Consider the following 20,932-nt stretch of genomic DNA (forward strand, 5'->3'; position numbering starts at 1 on the left):
CTCCCATCGGCCGCGCAGGCGGCTCCGGCAACACCTAGCAGCCCAACTGCCAATGTCGGAGCCGCCACCACAGATACCAGCAATGGTTGAATCAACAGTTACCAACCGTCATTACTGGTGCATTTTGCCGATTGTTAAAATGTTGGGATGGGCGCGAGGGGTTTGTTTCGCTGTTAAGAATGGGATGGCACCCGGGACTTCAGTCGCAGAAATTGGCCGCTGGTTGGTGCCGGCCTTACAGTAAGGAGAGAAATCCGGGGTCGACGCGACGAACGGTATTGAGTGCGTGCCACTGACGAGCGGAGCCGCGCAGTGTACAAGTAGGCATGACGAGCGACGAGCTATCTGCCCAGCGGCTTGCGGGAGAGCTCGATCAGTTCGCGCTCGTCGGTGATGCCCGCCATGTAGTTTGCAATAATGCGCGAGGCGCGGTGCTCCTTCTGCTCCTCCGTTTCGTTGGGTGCAGAGGTGGCCGCAAAAACTCGGCTCAGGGCCTCTATTTCATCGGGATTGAATACGCCCTTTGTCAACCGCCCCATAGGCATGGCTTTGCCACCCGTCCAAACACCCCCGCTCAGAATAATCACGTCCGCCGCGCGTGGCTAGTGATACCTGTGGGTTCCACTTTCCGCTCCAAGGCGGCCGTATTTCTAGGCCCGGTTGGCATCGGCACGTTTCTCCTGTGCGCTCTTACAGAGATGATCTAATTTGTCGCGGACCCGATCGTTATCAAGCAGTAGCTTGGCGCGCGGGAAACCTTTGCTAAGAAGCTCCCGTTCGATGGCTTGCCACCCTTCACAGTCGCCCGATGCGGCAAGTTTCCCAGCCTCGCGCCACATGCGCATGTCACTCTTTTGAGACAAGCCTTTCCTCCCATGCTTTGCGCTAAGCGTATAGGAGTTCGGGCCGGATCGCGACGACGGGTTTTGCCGCTTCAAATTTCAAACTGAGAGCGCCGGGGGATGCGCATCCGTTCCGTTGCGACGCTTTGCCTGTTCGGACTGCTTCTGTCATCGCGCTTAAAATACCTGATCGCCGGGCTAGCCATCTGCTGCTGCTTGGTCGCACAACTCCGGCTGGGGTCGACCGGTCCAAAATAGGATGGCAGCTTTACTCGAGCTGCGAAGAAGAACGATGTCGGGCGATCTTATCGCTCTCGATGAAGCGGTCCATGCGCTCGTGCAGCGTCGAGACGCTGCCTTTGAGGTCGCGCACGCCCGTCATCACCTCGTCGCGAAATTCGCGAAGGCCGGCCTTGGTGATGTAGGTCTCCGCAACGTGTAGCTTGTGCGCGGCGAGTTGCTCGGCAAGCAGCGATACCGATGCGATCGCCATGTCTGCCCTGGCATGTGCGTCGTGCGCATCCTTTTTGACCTCGTCCCGAGCCGATTTGATGGCCGCCTCGATGCGCCACCACAGGCCAGCCACCGCGCTGACGACGGCAAGTAGGAACGCGATATTGGAGTTGAATTCGCTCAATCTCCCCTCCCCAGCTCAGCTCGACGCGCGGCGCTCGCCCTGGTGTGGCGGTCGCATTCCGCCGGCGTATAGACACCGATGGCGCAGCCCGGCGCCATGGTCTTGTCGATCCTGTTCTGATCGGCGGTTGTCTTGCCCTGCGCTCCGGCCAGGCTATTACCGATGGCCGAGCGCAGCGCCGGCGCACCGTTGACGTCGGAAGTCGTACACGCCGCCAGCGTCGACGCAGTCGTCAAAAGACATGCGAGCATCAATGCCCCTCCTGATCGCATCCTGATTTTCCTTTTCGATCTTGGCGCGGACCTCTTCGGCGCCACGGTACTTGATGACTTCGCAAACGGTGAAAGCGGCGCCCGAGACGAGGGTCGCAATGGCCGCCCAGGCGATAGCGCCTGCCAAAAGGCGCGAGATGCCAAGGCGGCCGACAAGCAGGCTGATCAGGACGCTCATACGAGCCACCAGATGAGGAATCCGGTTATGACTGCCAGGCCTACGGCACCGACCAGGCGCAGGCCGCGATGAAGGACCACGGCGAAGACGGAGGCAAGGTTCTCCATTACGCCGCCTCCGCCCCAAGAGCCGCCAGCAGGTGCTTTGCTTTGCGGTTCGCACGCCAGCGCCAGGCGAGACCGCCGATGGCGAGCAGCGCGCTTGCGATTGCCAGGACGACGACGACCTTGCCGATCCATTCGCTGGTGTAGGCGAAGGGCGAAAGCTGGTTCTGCAGATCGTACAGGTAGCCGGAGACGCCAAGTCCGCCGGCACCGGCTCCAGTTGCCGCATCGGCCGGTGCGGTCGATGGGGCGACCTTGGCATCCCCGATAAAGGCTTTCGCCTGGCCGCCGTCGACGAAGCTCGCTATCTGCGGCGTGAGGCCGGATGCCCAGGACTGGCCGATCGACCGGACCTCCGCGACGCGCGAAGACCAGCCGGGGCCGAACACCGGCCATGTCTTCAAGTGCTGAAGGAAGGCCAACCGCAGATCGCATATCCGGTCGATCAGGGCATCGTGGTTGTTGCAGGCCTGGACGGCCGCGATGGTGCCGAGCCCCAAGACGCCGTCAAGCCGGCCCTGGTACAGCGGCCCGAGCGCGCGCTGCAGCCGGATGATTGACTGCTTCGGGCCAGAGTTCACCGCACCATCGAACACGACGTAGTCGACCCCGGCAGGCAGTTGGTCGCCTTTCACCGCGTCCCAGTACTGGCGATCGTAAATCTCGAAGAGTTCCTGGCCCATAATGCCCTTCACGGAACGAAGCGCCAGCCCCTTGCTCCGGCGATAGGCATCATAGATCCGCTGCGTAATGCCCTTCATCGTGGCCCCGCCCGGGTCGGCCGGATGATTGCTATAGCCGCCCTCGTGCGCGAGCACGCGGGCGAGCGATTCCTGCTCGCGAGATGCGGTCATGAATTTTTCCTTTTGAGCTTGGGAACTTTCCTGGCCGTCGGCGATTGATGGCCGCGGCAAGGGGGATTTCGGGATTGGATTGTTTCAGGAAGCTCGAGACGCTTATCGAGGCCGGCGGCGCCAACGCCGTCGGAGAGGCGCGCGCCCTTCTCGCTCAACTAAAAGGCAAGTCTCAGGGACTGGCTGAGGCGATCGACGAATTCCTGCTCGACATGATGACGCTGGATTTCCTACTCGAAACCGAGCGCGAGGCGTTCCAGACCTCAGCACGACACCTGGCGCATCGGCGACTGAGTATGGTGAAGCTGCTCTCGACCTAGCGGGCGTCCGTACCAGCCGAGCCCTGCGGGTTGCCAAGCGAAATCTGTGTGGTGTAGCCGCTGCCGCGGTCGAGCGTGTCGGTGATCGAGGCAATCGTGTACCTGCCGTCGACGCCGGCGCGCACCATGATCACGGCCGTGCCTTCCGGCTCGGCGGTCGGCTCGCCCTCGATTGTGATCGACCCCGATCCCTTCTGCCGCGCGCCGTCGACGCGATCGGCATCGGCCCGGGTCTGCGCGGCCGTGGCGTCCGGCTCCATGAAGCGCAGCACGTCCTCCGGCTCGACATCCTCGCCGGTCTCGACCTCTTCGATCACCTGCTTTGCCCGGTGGAAGTCGTACCAGCGGCCCTTCTTCTTCTTGAAACGCGGCCGGTCCGTCACTGGCGTCAGGCCGCTCGCCGAGATCACTATGCCGCGGGTGATGACGATGGTCGGCAGAGGCTGGTCGGTCGCCGAGACGCCCTGGTTGCGCGGCACGAACCCAGCCTGCTGGCCCTTGATGGCGAAGGTCGCGCCATGCTCACGCGCAAGCCGATCGGCGAAGGCGAAGAAGCTCTCATTGTCCTGCGCCTCATATTCCAGCTGCCGGCTGGCAAGCGACGGATGCACCTTGATCGACAGGCCTGCGTCTTGCGCCGCGTCCTCGAGGACCTGGCCAAGCGTCTTTTTCTCCCAATGCCGGTCGACCGGCTGCTTGACCTTGCCCTTCAGGCTCGCCGAGCGCGCGGTGATGGAGAGCACGCTGCCGGATCCCCGGTCGAGCGACCAGTCGCAAGTGTCCACTTCTCCCTCGAAAGTCCGCATCGCGCCGCCCTGCCAGCCGAGCTCGATCGACACAGGCGTGCCGGTCTTCGGAAAGCGGACCGTCGCATCCTTGTCGTCAAGCGTGAAGGTCGCCGATTGCGTCGCCTCGGTGCTCGACTTGGTGATCGACAGCGAGATCAGGCGCGGCAAGAAACGTGAGGTTACGTCCTGTCCGCCGACAACCACGCGGAAATGACCTTTTCTCATGAGAACAGGTCAATCACGGATTTCGCCGCGCCGCCCTCGGCCGCCATTTCGGCCGGCGTCAACACCGTGACGACGCGACCCACCGGCAGGAGCGGGCCCGACCGGGCGAGATCCCGGTTCAGGGCGAAGGTCTTCGCCACCATGCCCGAGAAGACCTTGCGATAATGCCGCGCCAGCAATGCGGACAGCGTCGTGCCTTCCGTCTTGACGATGACGGTCTCGGTCATGGCGGTATCTTCCCATATGTGTTGCGGGAGTTGCTCTAGCTATAGGCTAGCCGGCGGCTGCCCATTAAGCAGCGTAGCCAGAGCGGTTATGACCTGCGGCATGAAAAAAGGCTTAGGAATCATGACGCTGTTGGGAACGCCTTCTGCAGACCAGTGGATGGCACTGTCACCGCTCACATAAATGACGGGCATCGTTGGACTGGCTTCGCGAACGAGCCGAGCCAAATCCCACCCCGACTTGCCCGGGCCCAGCCGAATATCGGTGATGAGCGCCTTGAACTTTTCGGGCTTCGCGTTGAAGGCGCTCAGCGCGTCTTCAGCACTCCTGCTGCTGAGCACAGAGAAGCCTGCTTCCTCCAAAGCCGTTTCGATTTCCAAGAGGATGAGAGGTTCGTCCTCAACGACCAGAATCTCGCTGTCACTCATTGATTGGCCGGTCCCTATTCGGGCCACTACGCTTTCAATTGCCTTCCGGTTCCAACGACGTAATCGTTTTTTTCACCGCACGGGCCGTGGAAGCGCTCGGCACCATCTTTAGGCCAGCAGCGAGAACAGCGATGTGAAGAAGTCGCTCGCCGCCGGCGCCGCCGATCTCTGCAGTTTGACGATGATATCCACGACCTGGCCGACGCCGTCGCGCTCCAGGTAGGTGTGCTCGTCGTTCACCGACTGCACGACATAGAAACCGAACACCGAGCCGTCGCCGCGCGTCACCAGCTGCGGCGTGCCGGCCGCTTGAGCGCCACGCAGAATGTTCAAAGTGCCCAAGCCGCCGAGCTTGGTCGGCAGCAGCTGGCCGGAGACGGTCAGCGTCTCGGCGCCGAGGCCGACATCTTCGAGCGGCGGCATCGCGCCGACGACCGGTTTTTCCGCATAGTCATGCGTTGTCTCTCGCGAATGCGTATCGATGTTGAACGAGAGATCGCATTCGACCAGGCCGATCTTCATCAGCATCAGCGTGGCCCTCCGAAGTCGATCGCCTGCCCGCGCGTGTCGGATTGCACCTGCTGCCCCGTGGTTCTCTGACCGAGCGAGCCGATAGGCCGCATCAGATCGCCCTTGGCCGAAGACAGGAAGCCGCCGACCCCGGCGATGAAGGCCGCGGCGGCGCTCTGGCCGAATGACTGGCCGGCGCCCGCGACGCCCGATGTGAAAGTCTGCGCAGCATTCTGGCCGGCCTGCGTGCCGCCTTCGGCAATCTTGGCGCCCGCGTCATTGCCGCCGGACTGCAGGCTGCGTTCGATTTCGCCGATGTCAAAGGGCCGGCCGAGCGGCTCCGGCGCCTTGTCACCGCCTTTCGCCGGTGCGTGCGCGCCCTCCCTGATGGCCCGAAATTGCCGCTCGGCTGCGGTCATTTCCTCCCACCGCTTCGGCCGCGGCGTGGGCACGGGCGTGCCGGCAGGCTGCACGCCGGCATTCGGCACGCGCGTCAGCCGGTCTTCGATAGCCGAGGACTGCTTCTGAAGAGAATCGAAGACGTTCTTGATCTCGCCGCGGCCGAGCTGTGCAAGCGCCGCGCGGAAAGCATTCTCGGCGGATGCTCCGGTGATGTTGCGATCGAACCACCCCAGCTCCGGATGCTGCTTGTTGTAGCGGTCCCTGAATTCGGCCATGTAGGCCATGGGATCGCGGCCGCTGGCGCGCAAGGCCTCGTAACCCTTGTCGACCGCCATCATATCGGACAGCCGCTGGTTCACCTTCTCCAGCACGGGATTGAGCGCCCGCCCGGAAAGGTCGCCAAGGGCCCTCCCCGTCTCCTGGATATTGTTGATCAGCTGCTGCCAGTTGCCTTCGGAATCGCCAGTGATCTGGGCGAAGTCCTTGGCCACGGTCCCGGCCGAGCCGCCAAGCGCGTCGAGATGCTTCTGCAGTTCCGGCATCTGCGTCAGCAATGCGCGCATGCCTTGCTGCATCTGGATATCGGTGAAGATCAGCGGCAGCTTCGACAGGTCGCCCTTGAGCGCCTTCTGCGTCTGCTCGACCAGCGTCTGGATGACGTCGCCGCCCTCCTTCCGGGTGCGATCGAGTTCCTTGCGGATGTCTATGTGATATTTCTTGAAGTTCTTGGCGACTTCGTTGCCATAGGCCTTCTGCAGGATGTTGGAGAAGTTGGTCGCAGCCTCGGCCGAGGATCCTGTCTGGTTGCGCACGATCTCCAGCATGGCAGCCAGGCGCTTCAGCCCTTCGGTGCCCTTGTAGCCGAGCGCAGCGAAGGCGGGCGCGATGGCCGGCAGCTCCGCCGCCATGTCCTTCAGTTCGAACTTGCCGGCCTTGCCCTCGAAGGCGAGGATGTCGAACGCCTCCTGCATCTTGTCGGCGGTGATGCCGAGCGAGTTGGCCAAGGCATCGGCGGTGAGCGCGATATCCGACATCTCGGCGCCGGAGGCCTGCGCGGTCCGCGCCACGGTCGGCAGGAAGGCCAGCGCCTCCTCCAGCGAGCGGCCGGAGGCGATCAGGGTTTCGAGACCCTGCACCACATTGTCGAACGGCAGCTTGGACTTGTCGGCAAGCTCCTGCAGCACGGCGATGGTCGGCTTGATCGCGGCTGCGGGCTTGTCGGCATTGATGATGATGCGGCCGATGGTGCGCTCGAGCTGCGCGTAGTCGCGCGCGGTGCGGATCGCGACATAGCCGGCGGCAGCGGTGGCGATGCCGGCAACCTTGCCGAATGTCGCCACTCGCGCGAGACGCCTCTCCCGTTCCGCGTCCTGCGCCGCCAAGAGCCGCTCCTCGGCCACCTGCGTGCGCGTCAGGCGCGTGTTGTTGCGCGCCAGGTAGACATCGCGCTCGGCCCTCTGCAGCGCGGTCAGGCTGGTCCGCGCCTTGGCGGCGGGGCCCGACACACGGTCGAGCAGGGAGACAATCAGCTCGGCCGACATCCTGGCCATCAGGCATCATCCTTGGCAGCGGCGAAGACGAACTCCGGCACGACCTGGTGGAACACTTCCATCAAGGCCTCAGCATCGTCCCAAGCGAGCTTCTTCAGCACCTCGGGCGGCAAGGCGCAGAGCCGCGCCAGCAGCTCGCGGTTGCTGATCCCGGCGCTCGACCAGTCGTCAATGTCCTCCAGCGTGGACGGCCGCATCCTGATCCGGACGATGCGCTCGCCACCGCGGGTGACAGGGCGGCGAAGGGTCAGATAGCGGTAGTCGGCATCGGTCAATTCGAGCGCGGCCTCTTCCAGCCCTCCGCCGATTTCCGCAGCCGCCGCAGCGGCCGCAACGGGCGCCGGTTCGTCGGCGCCCGTCATGAAGTCCTCAATCGCGTTCTTGGGCGGCATTATTCAATGCCCAGCAGGACGCGGGCCTTGGCCAGCTCGTCGACACCGAACTGCCGGCGGCGGGTCGTGAAATAGTCCCAGTAGAACCATTCCTCGTTGTCGACCGACAGTTCGTAGTGCGTCACCTCGCTGACCTGGTGATCGTGGCCGAAGGCCGAAGCGCGGTCGAAGGCGTCCGGCGCGATGCGGCTGACGATGCCGCGGATGACGGTCTTGGCCTGGAAGGCATCGCCCGTCTGCTTGTTCTTCAGCACGCCATAGCCGGTGAAGTTCAGCGGCTGGTTGGTGCCGACGCCCATGGCGCGATAGCTCGACTTGGCGAAGCCGGCGAGCTTGAAGGTCGGCTGCAGCGCCTTGATGGCGTTCATGCCCCATTCGACCTCGCCCGGCGCGCCGCCGCCGAGATGCGCGACGGTCACCTGCTCCAGCGTCGGGAGCCCAAGCGACTGGAGCTTTATGTGGTTCGAATCTTCCGGGTCCTGGTCGCCGACGAAGAGGTTGACCTGTTCGAGCAGCAGAAGTTTCTCGGCCATGGTTGAATGGTCCTTCTATGAGACAGCGGTGAAGAGGTGGCCCGGGCGAAGCCCGAGCCCGCGACTGCGGGCGGGCGACCGTTCGCCGCCCCGCCGGAGCCGGTGCGCGGCTGGAGGCCTAGGAAATCAGGTTCTGCCTAGCGATCAGCTCGTCGATCGTCGCCTGGAGCGCAGGCGCGTAGGGGCGGCTGGTCATGGTCAGGCGGCGGAACACCGGTGCTTCCTCGAACTGCGCGTCGATGTAGATGTGGCCGGAGCGCAGATCCTGCGCGTTGTTGAGCTGCGGGTCGAAGCGGCACTTGAAGCCGAGAATGTCGCCGTTCGCCTCGGCCTTGGCGAGGATGTCGTGCACGGTGTTGACGACGGACTGGATCGTCTGCGTGGTGAGGTTGAACTTGCCCAGGAACTGCCGCAGCGTGCGCAGGCAGGTCAGCTCGATGAAGTCGCGGCCGCGCACCTTGTGATACTGCTGCCAGATCGTCTGGTCGGACAGATTGTCGGTGCCGATATAGACGAAGCCGCCGTCGGCGATTGCGAAATCGTCGCCGCTGTCGCCGCGCACGATGATCCCCCCTTGAGCGGCCAGGATTTCCTGCCCTTCGGTCGATCCGTCGGTGAGCGAGAAGCGGTAGTTCTGCTCCGGCCCGACGATGCCGTAGAGCGCCTGGTTGGCCCAGGAGCGGAACGGCCGGCCGTCGTTCTGATAGTCGCGGCGCACCGCGACGCCGGCGATGCGAGGTGCTGCCGGCCGGGTGACGACATCGCCGGAAGCGTCGAGACGCTTGATGCCGGGAGTGACCGGGATCAGCCGGTCCGAAGACAGGGTCTCGCGCCACTGGGTGAAGGCGTCGGGGCCGTTCGGGCCGTCTACGATCGCCACGGCGAGGATCTTGTTCAGCACTTCCGGCAGCGCCGCGCAGACGGCATTGGCCAGTTCCTCAACCGTGGCGGTCGCGGTCGGCAGCACTTTGCCGGCGTCCGCTCCGCCCCCGGAGAAGGTGACGTTGAGCGGCGCCGACAGATAGGCGCCGGGCGTGTCGATGACGAGCGAGGCGACCTTCTGGGCGCCGGGGCCGGAGCCCATGACGGCGTGCGCGGTCGGCAGCACCTTGTTCGGATCGGCGCCGCCGCCCGTGAAGGCGACATCGGGAGCCGCGGTCATGTTGGTGCCTTGAGTGGCGAGCGCCAGCGCGGTCAGCGCGCCGAACTGCTGGGTCGTGTAGCCGGGCACCAGGATGAGGCGGGGATAGACGCCGAGATCGGCGCCGGCATTGACGAAGGCATGGATGCCGGTGCCAGCGACCGAGGAGCCGACGATGTTGGCGATGGTGGCCGCGATGTCGGCGCCTTCGGCAACACGGTTGACCACCAGCTGCGCAGCGACCTGGTATGGCCCGAGCTGCGCGTTGATGCCCTCGACGGCGTCGACGAACAGCGAATCGGGATCGCAGAGCGCGAGCTTGGTCGCGTCGTTGGAGTTGAGACGCACCGCGACACCGGCCGGGAAGGCCGCTTCGAAGGCAGCTTGCGTCGCGGTCGCCGCCTTGGCGAAGGGCATGCAGATGCCGACGACGCTCATCAGCGCATTGGACGGCACGGCCGCCTCGTTGGCGTCGCGACGGATTGTGATCCCGAAGACGGGGTCGGTCATGGTGGTTTCTCCTGTGGACAGAAAGAAGACCCCGCTGTGCGGGTTGGTGCATTACTTTAGAGACAAGTAATATTTGTCAAACTGGACACTGCGTAACTATCGAGCTATGGGAACTCGCTTGGAAGATCAGAGAAGACCAGCAGCAGTGACTAAGGACAGGCCCACAAAGGCGGAGAGCCTATTCATCGAAGCGCAGGAACGCTTCGAGGGGGAGCATTTCGAGGAGGTCGCGCCAAACGCTGTCACGCAAGCGCTGTTCGAAATTCGCCTTTCGCTATGGCTTTGCTTGGCCGTCCTCTGCCTCATCTTGTGGCGGCTCTGGTAAGCCTAGACTGGCCACCCGCTTTCGATGTCGACCGCGTCGAGGGCCGCGGAGTCGAACGCCGCCACGATCTCCGCCGATAGCGCCTTAGCCCGGCTGAAACACGCCTGCACATGGCGGCCAATAGCTACGCCGATCGACTTCATGGTCGCTGCGTCTACTGTTACCCAAACCCCCGGCTGCGCCTCCCAATCTATAGCCGTCAACTCCGGGTCATTGCCGAAGAGCAACACGGCGCCGGTAATCTTGGCTTGACTGTTCGCATCCGTCCGGACGGGAACGCCGCCTACGATCGTCCCGCCAGTCTCGACCTTCCAGCGCTTTTCTGCGAGAGCCGCGAGTTTAGCCGCGCGACTTTCCTCTAGCGTGACTGTCGGCGGCGAATATGCTGCCGCGATCGGAGCCGCATCGGCAAACAAGGTCCCGCCAAGCTCTTCGGGATCATCCGGAGACGCCGTAAAGGGTATCCAGCCAAATTCCGGATGCTCAATTTCGACATCAATTGTGCCGAACTGGTTGTAGACGGGGTTGCGAAAGTCCATCACGAAACCCTCAGAAAGAGCGTTTGCCGGAGGCGATTAGAGCCGGCGCTGTTGTTCACGCGGCCCATCGCACGCCAGGTCCCCGAGAGAGTGCTGCCGCCCTTAACTCCGGTGATGGAACCCGAGCCAAACACCACGTCATCGCCGGGATCAGTGCCAACATTCGTAGTGACGCCCGCGGGCTGAATGGCGGAGCCAGCGTACGTCGACCCATCCACAATGCCGGTGCTGTTAAGGGAGTAGCCGAACACGTAAGTCCCGACAGCACCGTAAGCCAGCGCCGCATTGCCGACCCCGTAGTTCGGTGCCGGTGAAAGGGCTGTGATCGCGTCCTTCACGCGCAACGGCGTCATGGCCGTTGTGTCATCCGTACCCGCCATAGCTTGCGCGTTGGTGGATTTCGTAACGGTGATCGTTCGGCTTGCCGACAGATCTCCGCCGCCGGTCGCAAGCCCGCCGGCTGAAACCGTGGTAGCCTTGTCGGCTTTCAGGGCATCGGCGGCAGCTTGCGCAGTAGAGACTGGCTTGGCACTGTCAGCGGTATTGTCGACGTTGCCGAGCCCGACATCGGCTTTCACGAGAACGAGGGCCGTCTTCAGCGCGGCGACCGTAATCGTGCCCACAAGCCCGGCCACGCTTGAAACTTGATCGGTGTTGTCGATCTTGTCCCAAGCAGTGCCGTTGGAAACGATCCAGTCGCCGATTTGCCAATCGGTGATGCCGGACACATTCGTCGCGCCCGCCGTGGCAACCTTGTAGTACTGGCCTCTATTGGCGCTCGACGCCGCCGGGATCGTCGGCGTGTTGGTGTTCGCGTTCCAAGTGCCCTGATAGGACAGGGAGCCGAAGAGAGCCGACGGCAGCTGCGCGGCCGGGACCTTGCCGGTTGCGTCGAGTTCGGCATAGCCGTTCGCGTTGCCCTTTTCGCTCTCGTTCTGCTTGCTGTCGAGCGCGGCCTGCAGCCCCGTCGTGTCGGCGATGACATGGCTGTGGACCAGCAGCGCGCGCTGGGCGACCGAGACCAGCAGGCCGGCGATGTCGACATCGATCGCCGACAGTGCCGCGATCAGCCGCAGCACATCGTCCTCTAGATTGTTGCTGCCGTCCGGCAGCTGGTAGCCGCGGTTCGGCGTGGCGTTTTCAGTCGGCATGGCGATCCTTGTCGGCGTTACGGGGCGGAGATCGCCCGGAAGTCGTAGGCCATCGGCCGCGCCGCCGGTGTCCCGGTCAGCGTGATGCGGATGCGCCCGACCGGATTGGCGTTGAAGCCGGTGACGCTGTATTTGCGCTCGACCCAGCCGGCGTCCTGCAACGGCGTCTGCGTCACCTGCGGAACCGGCGTCCAAACATCGTTCGCCGCGTCGGCATGCAGCGCGATCGTCGCGCCGGTCGGGATCTTGGTCTTCAGGTAGGACAGGATGTCGACGCCGGTACCCATGTCGAAGGCACGGGTCACGTAAGTACCCGTCGTCTGCAGCTCGCCCTCGATCGCCAGGATGACCGGGAAGACCACCGGAGAGACCTTGGGCGAGCCGGACAGCACTGCCCGGACCTCGACATTCCCGGTATAGAACGACTGCAGCTCCCAAGCCTGGTCGGGATTGAGCAGCGTGACGGAGCCGTCGTCGAGTTCGACCTCGAAATGCATCGCGGCCGCTGCGGTCGGCAGCTCGACCTCGGCGCGGATCAGGAGGTCGCTCATGTTGGCGACGGCGAAGGTGCCGACATCGACCGACTTGGTCGTCGGCGCGAACTTGGCCGCGATCAGCTGGAAGCAGATGTCCTCGTCCTGGTGTGGGGTCCATGTGACGGCGTTCGACGACGACAGCATGACGCCGACCGAATAGGGCTGCGCGGCGACCGGCTGCTGGAGGTCGGCGTCGAAGTCGCCGAGCTTGGCCGTCTTGATCGAATGGTTGCCGTCATTGGTCTTGACGACGAAGGCATACTCGACGCCGCCCGCCAGCCAGATCGGGTATGGGAACCGAATCTCGGTCCATTGGCCGATCACCGCCTCGTTCATGTCGTAGAACGCCTGCGCGATGACGTTGACGGTCGGGATGCCGTTGGCGACCTCGACCAGCTCGAGCACGATCGGGTTGTCCGGATCGCCGACCAGGCAGACTTTCAGGTTGACCCCGGCAATGTGCCGCCCTTCGGTGGGCGTGAAGGTCTGCGCCAGCGGGTCGGACCGGCTGCCGCCATTGCCGCCGCCGCCACCGCCCACACCGCCGGTTTCCCGCGGCGCGGTGACCGAGGTCTGCTGGACGGTCGTGGTGATGACGCGCCGGAGCGTCTCGATATCGATCGTGCCCTGGCCGACGAAGATGGCGGCCGCCTTCGAGCCGCCCTGGCCTTCCGCGACCAGACCTTTCGAGCCGGCCGGCACATTGGCAGGGATGGTAAAGCTGTTGACGATCTGGCCGGAGCCGTCGGCGCTGACACCGCCCGGGTTGACGTTGATGCCGTCGAACTCGAGCTTGGTCAGGTTCTCGCCCGCGCTGAACCCCTTGATGGTGAACTGCAGGGAGATTTGCCTGAGATAGGCCAGCGTCTCCTCGCGGGTCGAGCTCTCGATCGTCTCCTTCTGTGTCGTCGTGGTGGTCGTCGTGGTGCGGCCGGTGGTCGACTTCGACGTGGTGATGACGACCGGCGAAGACAGGGCGGCCGCGCTGTCGGACGCCCATTCGGTCGCGCTCTCGGTCCAGTAGTCGACCGGCGGGTTGATCACCATCGACGCCGGCAGCGGCGTGAAGTTCTGGTAGGGGTTGATCTTGGTGCAGCGGGTGGCCAGCGCCTGCTCCATCGCTACCTCTTCGGTCCAGTCGAGCAGCGTCACGCCAGGCAGGTTGATCGCATGGAAGGTCGGGTCGATGGCAAGCCGCAGCAGCCCGCCGAACACGGCGGCGGTCTGCGGCTCGCCCTCGTCACGATAGCGGTCCGAGGTGAAGGGGTCGACGAAGACGCCGTTCTTGGAGATCGGCTCGCGACTGTCGATGTCGCGCTGCAGCCGCTCGAGCGCGATCAGGTCGAGCGCATCGACCAGGCTGTTATACATGCGGTCGATCTTGGCCATGGTGTAGGCGCGCACGCCGATGTTGGTGACGTTCGGCGTGCCGGTCCAAACGTTCTCGACCAGGGCGAGCGGCAGCACGTCGGCGGGAACGGTGGGCGGCAGCGCGTTGGTGCGGCTGGAAACCCCTTTCAGGTAGACGGAATTGCCGTCGCTATCGAGGCCGAGCACGTCGACGCGCGGCAGCTTAAAGTCATAGTCGACCTGGATTTGCCCGCCGTTGACGCCGCCGGCGACCGTGATCGAGGTGGCGGTGATGTCGGTCGGCGAGACGATGCCGAGATAGCGGTATTTGACCGTGTAGCTCGACCCGGTCGCCGGTTCGGCGCCGCCGGCCGCCCATGACACCAGGTCGCCGGCCTTCGTGTAATCGGCCGGCGTCGCATAAGTCGTGGCGCCCTGCTTGACCTCGAGGATCGACGTGACGCCTGTATTGACCAGCGCATCGGACCCGTTCGGGGTGCCGCCGCGCACGACCGTTTCGGTGACTTCCTTCTCGACCAGGACTTCACGGATCGTGGCGATCGGTCCGTGATTGAGGGTGACCACCGTCGGGTTGGTGCCGAAGGTGTGCACCTCGGTCGGGATGCGGAAGAGGTCGAAAGTCTCCGTCTCGCGGTGGCGCAGCGCGGCGTACCGCGTGCGCTTCTGGCCCTTGATATTCGCCACTCCCTCCGCAATCGAGAACACCTGGTCGGTGCCATCCTTGCCCAGAGCAGAAACGGTGCAGCCCGAGACGATGTAGTTGCCGTTGGCGTCGAAGTCGTAGATCGCGAGCTGCGCGTTGATGCCGGTGAGGTTCGGCGGCGGCGTCTGATCGATGGCGACGCCATCCTTGAGCAGATAGACCGAATAGAGGTCGCCCTCCCCGTCGTCACCGGAGAAGCCCCAGGCGAGCGAGACCACCACGCGCGCGGCGCCTGCCTCCTCTTCCGACAGCGCGCCGGGCATCAGGCCGAGCAATGCCGGCTCGTCCAACTCGGTCAGATAGGTTTCGAGCACGCGAACGCCGATATGCACAGCGCCCACCATCGGCACGTCGGTCAGGACCGCGGCCGGAGCGTCGAGAACACGGCCGTTCACATAGAGCTTGCCGAGCGTGAGGGTGACGGTCTCGGCTTCCGCATCTATGATGATGTCGGCGCCCTCGACGCGGTCGCCGTCGCGCGCGACGAGGTTGCCGACCGAGCGGATCTTCCGCTGCAGAATCTGCTGCGCTTCGAACATCTCGGCCGCCTGGCCGATCTTGCCCTCGCGCGTGAGAACCATGTCCCACAGCGGAAAGGCAACGGAACGGTCGTAAGCGCCAGTCAGGTTCGACTTATGCTCGTAAGCCATTTTGCCTCAAACGATTTTCAGGAGAGCGCGAAAGCGCTCGCGCGAAGTCTTGCCGAGAAGTGCCGGCGCGATGTCGAACCCGCCGACGATCGAGCCGCCGCTGATGCCAGCGCCGGACAGCCATCGGATGCCGGCGGGGTGCGTTCCCACGACATTGCCGCCAAGGGTGACGCTCCACGAATGAACGGTCTCGCCGTCGCCCTCGCCGAAGTCCATGCGGGCTTCGACGTAGATGTTCGGGCCGGGGATATCGGATGCGATCCATCCCAGCCCGCCAGCTTGGTAATAGCCGCCGAAGAGGGCCGTCACTGGCCGGTAGACGTGCGCCTTGCGGAAACCGATCGGCGTGCCGTCCTGCCGGTAGACGCCAACCCAGCAGCTCTTTGCCAGCAGCGCGGTGGCGATGATCTGCGCCCGCGAGGCGGCCGCGTCCGAAACCCACTGCAGCCCGGGCGTGTTCCAGGGAAACGGTCCCCAGCTGATCGACCCGCCCTCGACCGGCTCGATCCACGCGCCAAGAGCTCTCAGCTCGGCCTCGGTCAATTCATGGAAGCCGGCGTCGAAGGTGCGGCCGAACGACCATTTCACGCCGCCGCCATGGAGGAAGACGCCGGAATTGTCGCCCCAGATGCCGTCTCCCCACCTGGAATAGGCCCAATCGTGCTCCCGCACGTTGTAGCCGTTCCATGCGCGATAGAATTCGGACCGAACAGGGTCCGACAGGCGAACGACAGCCTCGATCGTGGCGAGGTCGTCTTCATTGTCGCGGAACCGGTCGAGCTCGAGCTCGTAGAGGTGCCAGCGCGTGCGGCGCACCGGCGCCTCATAGAAGGTCGAAAACGCATAGCCGACCCATGTCAGGCTTTCGGCGACCCCCTGCGGCGTGCCCTTCACCCGCTGCCAGCGCAGGCCATATTCGATGACGGAGGCGAGGTCCGGCAGATATTGCGTGATCCCGCCAAGCCCATACTCGACGACGAGCCAGGGTAGGATCGATTCCTGGCCAGGTGCGAACTTGAAGCCGCGCAGTTCGTCGAAGCCGGGCTGCAGCTCCGGCAGGCGATCGAACGATTCCGAGAGCGCGCGCTCGAAAAGCGTCGTGTTCTGCGGCAGGAGATTGAGCCGTTCCGTCACCGGTCGCGCCCCTTGTAGGCGAGCGAGACGGCGCCGATCTTGACGGCCGAACCGTCGTCGACCGCCACGTCAGCCACCGGCGCAGCCAGCGATACACGCTGCACGCCGGGCGCCTGCAGCTTGGCGATCAGCCAGGAGCGCGTGACGTTGAAGCCGAGCCCGCCCTCGTCCGCCAAGGCTTGGCGCAGCAGCGTCTCAAGGCTTTCGAAGACCGTGATCGGCGTCGTCGGCAGAAGCCAGATATCGGCTGCGACATTGACCGTGGCGCTTGTTGCAGAGACCACGGTGATGCGGTCGGAAATCACCCTAACGCTGTTCTTCTGCACCTCGGCGTCGACCGCTGCGAGCAGCGCGGCATCGGGCTCGCCGAAATTGTCGGTCGCAAGCACCGCGATACGGATGTCGGGGCCGGTGCCGACGCGATAGACGGCGACATCCTTGACGCGAATCGAGGCGCGCAGCGCGGCAGTCCTGTACCAGTCCTCGCTGCCCGCGGTGGAGCGGCCGGATATGGCGACCACGGTGCGGGCGCGAAGCCTGGTGTCGCTCTCGCCTGTCAGGCGCACCACATCGTAGAAGGCGGCGAGATGGTCGAGATCGACGCCGGCGGCGAAGGCCAGAAGGTTGGCCTTGACCGCGTCGTTGATCGCAGCGCGGTAAAGCACCTCGCGGAACGCGCCGGCCTGCAGCAGGATGTTGGCCGGCTCGCCCTCGAGATCGATGATGCCGGACACGTCGAGACCATAGCTGGTCGCAAGGTCGACGAAGGTCGCCTTCACCGCAGCGAGCGCGTCAGCCTCCGAAGTGACGCTGATCGCTTGCGGCTCCGGCAGACCTTCCAGGGTGGACAGGTCGAGCATCGGTCTACCCCGTGACAATCAGATTGCCGCCCGACTGCGCCAGGCGAAGCGAAACGGTGCCGGCCGGCGTCAGGTCGCCGAGATGAGCGCGCGGACGGTAGATACCTTCGATCGACCAGTCGGAGGCGCCAGTGCGGTCGAGCGTCAGCGGTGAAATCCGGGTCGGCGTGAAGCGCGGCTCGAAGAGCAGGATCACGGCCGCGACCGACCACTGGAAACGGATCACCGTCTGCACGTTGGCGAGTTCGCCGAGCAGCGCCGGAACCGGGCTGCCGACATATTCCCGCAACACGCGCTCGAAATAGCGCGTTGTCAGCAGTATCTCGATCGCCTGGATGACATTGTCCCAACCGCTCTGCCGGAGGCCGGTCGAGCGGTCCATGCCGAATTGCGTCACTTGCGCTTCCCGCGCCCGACCGCCTTCGCGACATCGACCTGGTCCGCGATTTCGATCTGGCTTGGCGGCGGGTCAACCACCGTGACTTGCGGAACAAGGTGCCCGCGCAGCCGCTCATAAGCGGCCTGCGAAGGCGTCATCTCGACGGTAGAGCCCGGCGCGCCAAGCTTCGGCGCGCGATCGGTGACAATGAACTTCAAGATGGCCTCCATCGAAGCATCTGGCGATGCTCGTTAATCAGCGGCGAAGACTTTCGAGGACCCCTCGACGATCGGCCAAAGGCCGGTCGAGGAGCCCGACATGACGTGGACCCTGTCACCGATGCGGGCGACCTTGCGGCCATCTGCGCCGCCAAGATCGACCCGCGGTGCTGACAGTTCCGCCCGGTCGCCGCCGCCGTCGAACAGCATCGTGGCGGAGCCGTATTTCGACAGGATCCTCGTTTCAGGGTCCGACGAGGGCGACGGGTTCTGATCCGAAAAGGTCACACCGCCTGGCGCATGTCGCCATGCGGCGCGACCAGCATCATCTGCTGGCCTTCCGTCGGCGGCCGCCAGGATTTCTCGTTGCCGGCTATCTCGCCCCATGGCCGCAGCGGCGACAGGAACTCGCGGCCGTTCGCGTCGGACAGCAGCAGCTGCACGCGCTTGGTGTCGTGGTCGACCTTCTTCACCGTGCCGAAGCGCAGATTGCCGGCAACCATGCGTTTGAGGGCCGCGATATCGGCCTGCAGGCCGAGAATGACCCTCACCAACTCGACATCAGACATCAGGCTGCACCGCCGAGCTCGGGATCGGGCAGGATGTCTTCCGTCAGCTCGGTCTGCGCGCCGTTGAGCACGGTGCCAACCTGGTCGAACTCGACGACCTCGACCAGCTGCTCCTCGTCCGGCGGAGCGACGCCGAGCATGCCCGGTACAGCGGCCGTCGTCATCAGGGTCGACTGCACCTTCTGCCAGGTCAACAGGTCCGCGCCCTTGCCGAGCTCGGCGCGCATGATGGTGACGGCGGACTGGTAATCAGCGACGGTCGCCAACTGGGTCAACGCAGCGTCGATGACTGTGGGCAACCCAGCACCGGGCGCCGGATCGCAGACCGGCTCGATCTCGATCTCGACCATTCGGATCGCATGCTTGCGACCGCCCTCCGGGTCGACGCCGCGATTGGCCTTGATCGGCCCGATAGCGGCAACCAGCGACCTGAAACATTCGGCGAAGGCGTTGTTCGGATCGGACAGCACGCGGCGCCATTGCCGGTCGAGCATGTCGAGCGAGAATTCGAGGCCGGCATCGGTCGCCGCGATCTCGATCTGGGCGACGGTCTGGCCATCCGTCGTCTGATAGGCGACGCTCGAGGCGACGATCAGGTCGAGCGCGAAGCTCACCGTGCCGGAGGTGGCGAAGAAGCCTTCGTTCTGGCCGGCATACTTGCTCTCGTCGATCCGCACCAGGATGACCGGCGCCTGCCGGTCGGTCATGATGGCGGAGAGCGCCTCGATCGAGGAATCGGTCACGCCGTCGGCGGCGATGGTGTTGCCGCGCAGCGCCTGCACCGCCAGCATGCGCAGCATTGCGTTGACCAAGCTCATGTTCTTGAACTCATGCGGCTGGCTTGAGGTTGGACAGGAAGAACACGATCACCTCGGGCAGGTCGTCGACGACGCGCACGATTGAATAGATCGGCTCGGCCGGGCGGCTAGTCACCTCCGCCTGGTCGCCGTCCTTGGGCAACCAGGCCATATCCGAACGCGGGATCGAGATCGTGCACAAGCGCCCCGCAAAGCGCGTCGGCGCCATGCCGCGGTCGCGGCCGCCAAGGAAATCGAGGTCCGGATCGATGTCAAACCGGCCTTTCAGGTTGACCATCGCCGGACGCGACGGATCGTCGGCCACCGACATCTCGCCCCGCAGCTTGGCGCGGATGGTGATGAGATCGCCGAGGCGAGAGCGCGTCTCATGGACAAGGCGCGAGCGGGCTGCACGAATGTCCATGAGAGGCTCCGAATGAGATGAGACCTCAGGCCTGGCCGAGGTCCATCTGGTTGGCTTCGTCGGCCCGCGCAAGGTCGACCTTGGTGGCTGGGCGCGCGGCGCCCTTGACGACAAGATCCTCGAGCTGCTTCTTGTCGACGTCGATGATCGAGCCGGGCGCCTTGACCTCGATCTCGGCGCGCTTGACCGTCTTGCCTTCCGGGCTCTTCTCGCCTGGCGACTTGCACAGGTGAACGGTGCTCAAAGCAACGGCTTTGACCATGATGCTATCTCCAATTGTGTTGAATGCCGAGGCCGGACCGGGGCAATCAGCCCAGGACGGTCGCCTTCAGCGTCGCGTTCGGGTTGACGGGCACCATCAGTGGCGCCGACTGGGTGAGGATCTGCTCGATCGCCACATCTCCTTCGGGGATGTAGTTGCGCGGGAAGATCGGCAGCGCCTCGAACTGCGCATGCACATCAACGATCGTGCCGAAGCAGCGGTAGCCCTGCACGTTCGGACCGGTCAGCACGACATCCTTGGGCGACATGAACGGTGTGACCGAGCCATTGACGGTGTAATAGTCCTTATAGACCCAGACTTCGATGCCGCCCCCGAGCGTGCCGCCATAGCGAACCTCGCCGGTGGTCATGAGGCCGGTCTTGATCGTCAGGTCGGCATTGCCGCGCCTGGTCAAGTCCATCTCGCCGAGAATCTCGCTGTCGCGCCGCATGACACCCCAAGCATCCGTGCCGACGGTGATGCGGTTCGGCGCGCCGCCGAATTCGGCCGAATGCATCGTGTCCGCCCAGCTCTGGATGTCGTCGAGGATGGACACGCCGGGGTCGCCCCAGCGCGCGCCGCTGCCGAGCACCACAGTGTGTGCGGCCGCTCGACCGAAATCGACCAGCCGTTGCGGCATGTCCTTGCCTTCGATGACGACCTTACCATCAATGACGGCCTTGGCGGCCATCCACTCCCAGAGCCTTTCGACCGCAACGCGATGGAACTGCAGGATGTCGGCTTTGACCGCGTCGTATCGCGCCGCTGGGCTCTGCGCATTGGGACCAAGCAACGTGCCCGGGCGGCGGGTCAGAGCCCGCAGCGGCGAGACAGGATCGCTCGCCTTGACATAACCTGGCTTGAAGCGCTCGACGCGCGCGCCTTCCTCGTAGATCGGCCGGCCCTGCGCCATCGGGGCGACGAAGGGCGCGAGCTTGCGGCCCGAACGCGGAATCTTCTCCAGGTCGATGTATTCGTCGGTCGATGACATCTGGTTGGGGAAGAGAAGATCGAGCCAGTAGCTCGGCACGATGTCGAGTTCACGGAACACACCGAGGAGAGTGTGCGTGTCCCAGAGTTCATAATGGTCGAAGTCCGCCATG

Annotated in this window: 27 protein-coding genes; 1 reads left to right on the top strand and 26 read right to left on the bottom strand. The window is 64.4% G+C overall.

Annotated features, from left to right (window positions below; translation table 11 throughout):
• Positions 1–341: 341 nt before the first annotated feature.
• From CK220_RS19530 to CK220_RS19545, 5 genes are all read right to left on the bottom strand, one after another.
• The gene (locus tag CK220_RS19530; protein WP_348629669.1) at positions 342–587 is read right to left on the bottom strand and encodes a hypothetical protein; all 246 of its coding nucleotides are present in this window, start codon (positions 585–587) and stop codon (positions 342–344) included.
• A gap of 63 nt (positions 588–650) precedes the next feature.
• Positions 651–863, bottom strand: coding sequence for a hypothetical protein (locus tag CK220_RS31490; RefSeq protein ID WP_141245171.1), 213 nt, complete (start codon positions 861–863; stop codon positions 651–653).
• Positions 864–1,110: 247 nt separating this feature from the next.
• Entirely contained in the window at positions 1,111–1,479 is a 369-nt protein-coding gene (locus tag CK220_RS19535; protein ID WP_095813095.1) for a hypothetical protein, read from the bottom strand.
• A gap of 156 nt (positions 1,480–1,635) precedes the next feature.
• Positions 1,636–1,929, bottom strand: coding sequence for a hypothetical protein (locus CK220_RS19540; protein WP_095813096.1), 294 nt, complete (start codon positions 1,927–1,929; stop codon positions 1,636–1,638).
• A gap of 106 nt (positions 1,930–2,035) precedes the next feature.
• Positions 2,036–2,887 (bottom strand): glycoside hydrolase family 108 protein, encoded by an 852-nt coding sequence (locus CK220_RS19545; RefSeq protein ID WP_095813175.1) that lies wholly within the window; start codon positions 2,885–2,887, stop codon positions 2,036–2,038.
• Positions 2,888–2,934: 47 nt separating this feature from the next.
• On the opposite strand from CK220_RS19545, the gene CK220_RS19550 reads away from it, so the two are divergent.
• Positions 2,935–3,207, top strand: coding sequence for a hypothetical protein (locus tag CK220_RS19550; RefSeq protein WP_095813097.1), 273 nt, complete (start codon positions 2,935–2,937; stop codon positions 3,205–3,207).
• Here CK220_RS19550 and CK220_RS19555 read toward each other — a convergent pair.
• The 21 genes from CK220_RS19555 to CK220_RS19660 all read right to left on the bottom strand — a co-directional run bounded on the left by CK220_RS19555 (position 3,204) and on the right by CK220_RS19660 (position 20,931).
• Positions 3,204–4,220, bottom strand: coding sequence for a contractile injection system protein, VgrG/Pvc8 family (locus tag CK220_RS19555; RefSeq protein ID WP_095813098.1), 1,017 nt, complete (start codon positions 4,218–4,220; stop codon positions 3,204–3,206). The two genes, CK220_RS19550 and CK220_RS19555, sit on opposite strands and share 4 nt — an antisense overlap.
• Positions 4,217–4,447 carry a tail protein X gene (locus CK220_RS19560; RefSeq protein WP_095813099.1) on the bottom strand — a complete coding sequence of 77 codons (231 nt, stop codon included), beginning with the start codon at positions 4,445–4,447 and terminating at the stop codon, positions 4,217–4,219. The genes CK220_RS19555 and CK220_RS19560 overlap by 4 nt, the downstream gene beginning before the upstream one ends.
• 39 nt (positions 4,448–4,486) lie before the next feature.
• Entirely contained in the window at positions 4,487–4,873 is a 387-nt protein-coding gene (locus CK220_RS19565) for a response regulator (protein WP_095813100.1), read from the bottom strand.
• Between the two features lie 108 nt (positions 4,874–4,981).
• Positions 4,982–5,401, bottom strand: coding sequence for a phage tail protein (locus CK220_RS19570; RefSeq protein ID WP_095813101.1), 420 nt, complete (start codon positions 5,399–5,401; stop codon positions 4,982–4,984).
• Complete coding sequence (locus CK220_RS19575; RefSeq protein ID WP_095813102.1) at positions 5,401–7,335, bottom strand: phage tail tape measure protein; 1,935 nt, start codon at positions 7,333–7,335, stop codon at positions 5,401–5,403. The genes CK220_RS19570 and CK220_RS19575 overlap by 1 nt, the downstream gene beginning before the upstream one ends.
• Positions 7,335–7,697 (bottom strand): phage tail assembly protein, encoded by a 363-nt coding sequence (locus tag CK220_RS19580; RefSeq protein ID WP_176479136.1) that lies wholly within the window; start codon positions 7,695–7,697, stop codon positions 7,335–7,337. Before CK220_RS19580 ends, CK220_RS19575 begins: the two co-directional genes overlap by 1 nt.
• A 29-nt stretch (positions 7,698–7,726) precedes the next feature.
• The gene (locus CK220_RS19585) at positions 7,727–8,260 is read right to left on the bottom strand and encodes a phage major tail tube protein (protein ID WP_095813104.1); all 534 of its coding nucleotides are present in this window, start codon (positions 8,258–8,260) and stop codon (positions 7,727–7,729) included.
• Positions 8,261–8,378: 118 nt separating this feature from the next.
• Positions 8,379–9,911 carry a phage tail protein gene (locus CK220_RS19590; RefSeq protein WP_095813105.1) on the bottom strand — a complete coding sequence of 511 codons (1,533 nt, stop codon included), beginning with the start codon at positions 9,909–9,911 and terminating at the stop codon, positions 8,379–8,381.
• 327 nt (positions 9,912–10,238) lie between these two features.
• On the bottom strand, positions 10,239–10,775 hold the full coding sequence (locus CK220_RS19600; protein ID WP_095813107.1) for a DUF4376 domain-containing protein: 537 nt from the start codon (positions 10,773–10,775) through the stop codon (positions 10,239–10,241).
• Positions 10,775–11,926 carry a hypothetical protein gene (locus tag CK220_RS19605; protein WP_095813108.1) on the bottom strand — a complete coding sequence of 384 codons (1,152 nt, stop codon included), beginning with the start codon at positions 11,924–11,926 and terminating at the stop codon, positions 10,775–10,777. The genes CK220_RS19600 and CK220_RS19605 overlap by 1 nt, the downstream gene beginning before the upstream one ends.
• A 17-nt stretch (positions 11,927–11,943) precedes the next feature.
• Positions 11,944–15,186 carry a DUF4815 domain-containing protein gene (locus CK220_RS19610; protein ID WP_095813109.1) on the bottom strand — a complete coding sequence of 1,081 codons (3,243 nt, stop codon included), beginning with the start codon at positions 15,184–15,186 and terminating at the stop codon, positions 11,944–11,946.
• A gap of 6 nt (positions 15,187–15,192) precedes the next feature.
• Positions 15,193–16,320 carry a phage tail protein gene (locus CK220_RS19615; RefSeq protein ID WP_095813110.1) on the bottom strand — a complete coding sequence of 376 codons (1,128 nt, stop codon included), beginning with the start codon at positions 16,318–16,320 and terminating at the stop codon, positions 15,193–15,195.
• Positions 16,317–17,180 (bottom strand): baseplate J/gp47 family protein, encoded by an 864-nt coding sequence (locus tag CK220_RS19620; protein WP_095813111.1) that lies wholly within the window; start codon positions 17,178–17,180, stop codon positions 16,317–16,319. The genes CK220_RS19615 and CK220_RS19620 overlap by 4 nt, the downstream gene beginning before the upstream one ends.
• Before the next feature lie 4 nt (positions 17,181–17,184).
• Complete coding sequence (locus CK220_RS19625; protein WP_095813112.1) at positions 17,185–17,577, bottom strand: GPW/gp25 family protein; 393 nt, start codon at positions 17,575–17,577, stop codon at positions 17,185–17,187.
• Positions 17,574–17,777, bottom strand: coding sequence for a hypothetical protein (locus CK220_RS19630; RefSeq protein WP_141245172.1), 204 nt, complete (start codon positions 17,775–17,777; stop codon positions 17,574–17,576). The genes CK220_RS19625 and CK220_RS19630 overlap by 4 nt, the downstream gene beginning before the upstream one ends.
• Before the next feature lie 33 nt (positions 17,778–17,810).
• Positions 17,811–18,065, bottom strand: a complete 255-nt coding sequence (locus CK220_RS19635; protein ID WP_095813114.1) for a hypothetical protein — start codon at positions 18,063–18,065, stop codon at positions 17,811–17,813.
• On the bottom strand, positions 18,062–18,346 hold the full coding sequence (locus CK220_RS19640) for a phage baseplate assembly protein V (RefSeq protein ID WP_095813115.1): 285 nt from the start codon (positions 18,344–18,346) through the stop codon (positions 18,062–18,064). The genes CK220_RS19635 and CK220_RS19640 overlap by 4 nt, the downstream gene beginning before the upstream one ends.
• Positions 18,346–19,164: a hypothetical protein gene (locus CK220_RS19645; RefSeq protein WP_095813116.1), complete on the bottom strand. Its 819-nt coding sequence runs from the start codon at positions 19,162–19,164 to the stop codon at positions 18,346–18,348. The genes CK220_RS19640 and CK220_RS19645 overlap by 1 nt, the downstream gene beginning before the upstream one ends.
• A gap of 10 nt (positions 19,165–19,174) precedes the next feature.
• On the bottom strand, positions 19,175–19,567 hold the full coding sequence (locus tag CK220_RS19650) for a hypothetical protein (RefSeq protein WP_095813117.1): 393 nt from the start codon (positions 19,565–19,567) through the stop codon (positions 19,175–19,177).
• A 25-nt stretch (positions 19,568–19,592) separates the two neighbouring features.
• Entirely contained in the window at positions 19,593–19,829 is a 237-nt protein-coding gene (locus CK220_RS19655) for a hypothetical protein (RefSeq protein ID WP_095813118.1), read from the bottom strand.
• 46 nt (positions 19,830–19,875) lie between these two features.
• Positions 19,876–20,931 (bottom strand): major capsid protein, encoded by a 1,056-nt coding sequence (locus CK220_RS19660; RefSeq protein WP_095813119.1) that lies wholly within the window; start codon positions 20,929–20,931, stop codon positions 19,876–19,878.
• Position 20,932: the final 1 nt, after the last annotated feature.

Source organism: Mesorhizobium sp. WSM3860, from assembly GCF_002294995.1.
Taxonomy (GTDB): Bacteria; Pseudomonadota; Alphaproteobacteria; order Rhizobiales; family Rhizobiaceae; genus Mesorhizobium.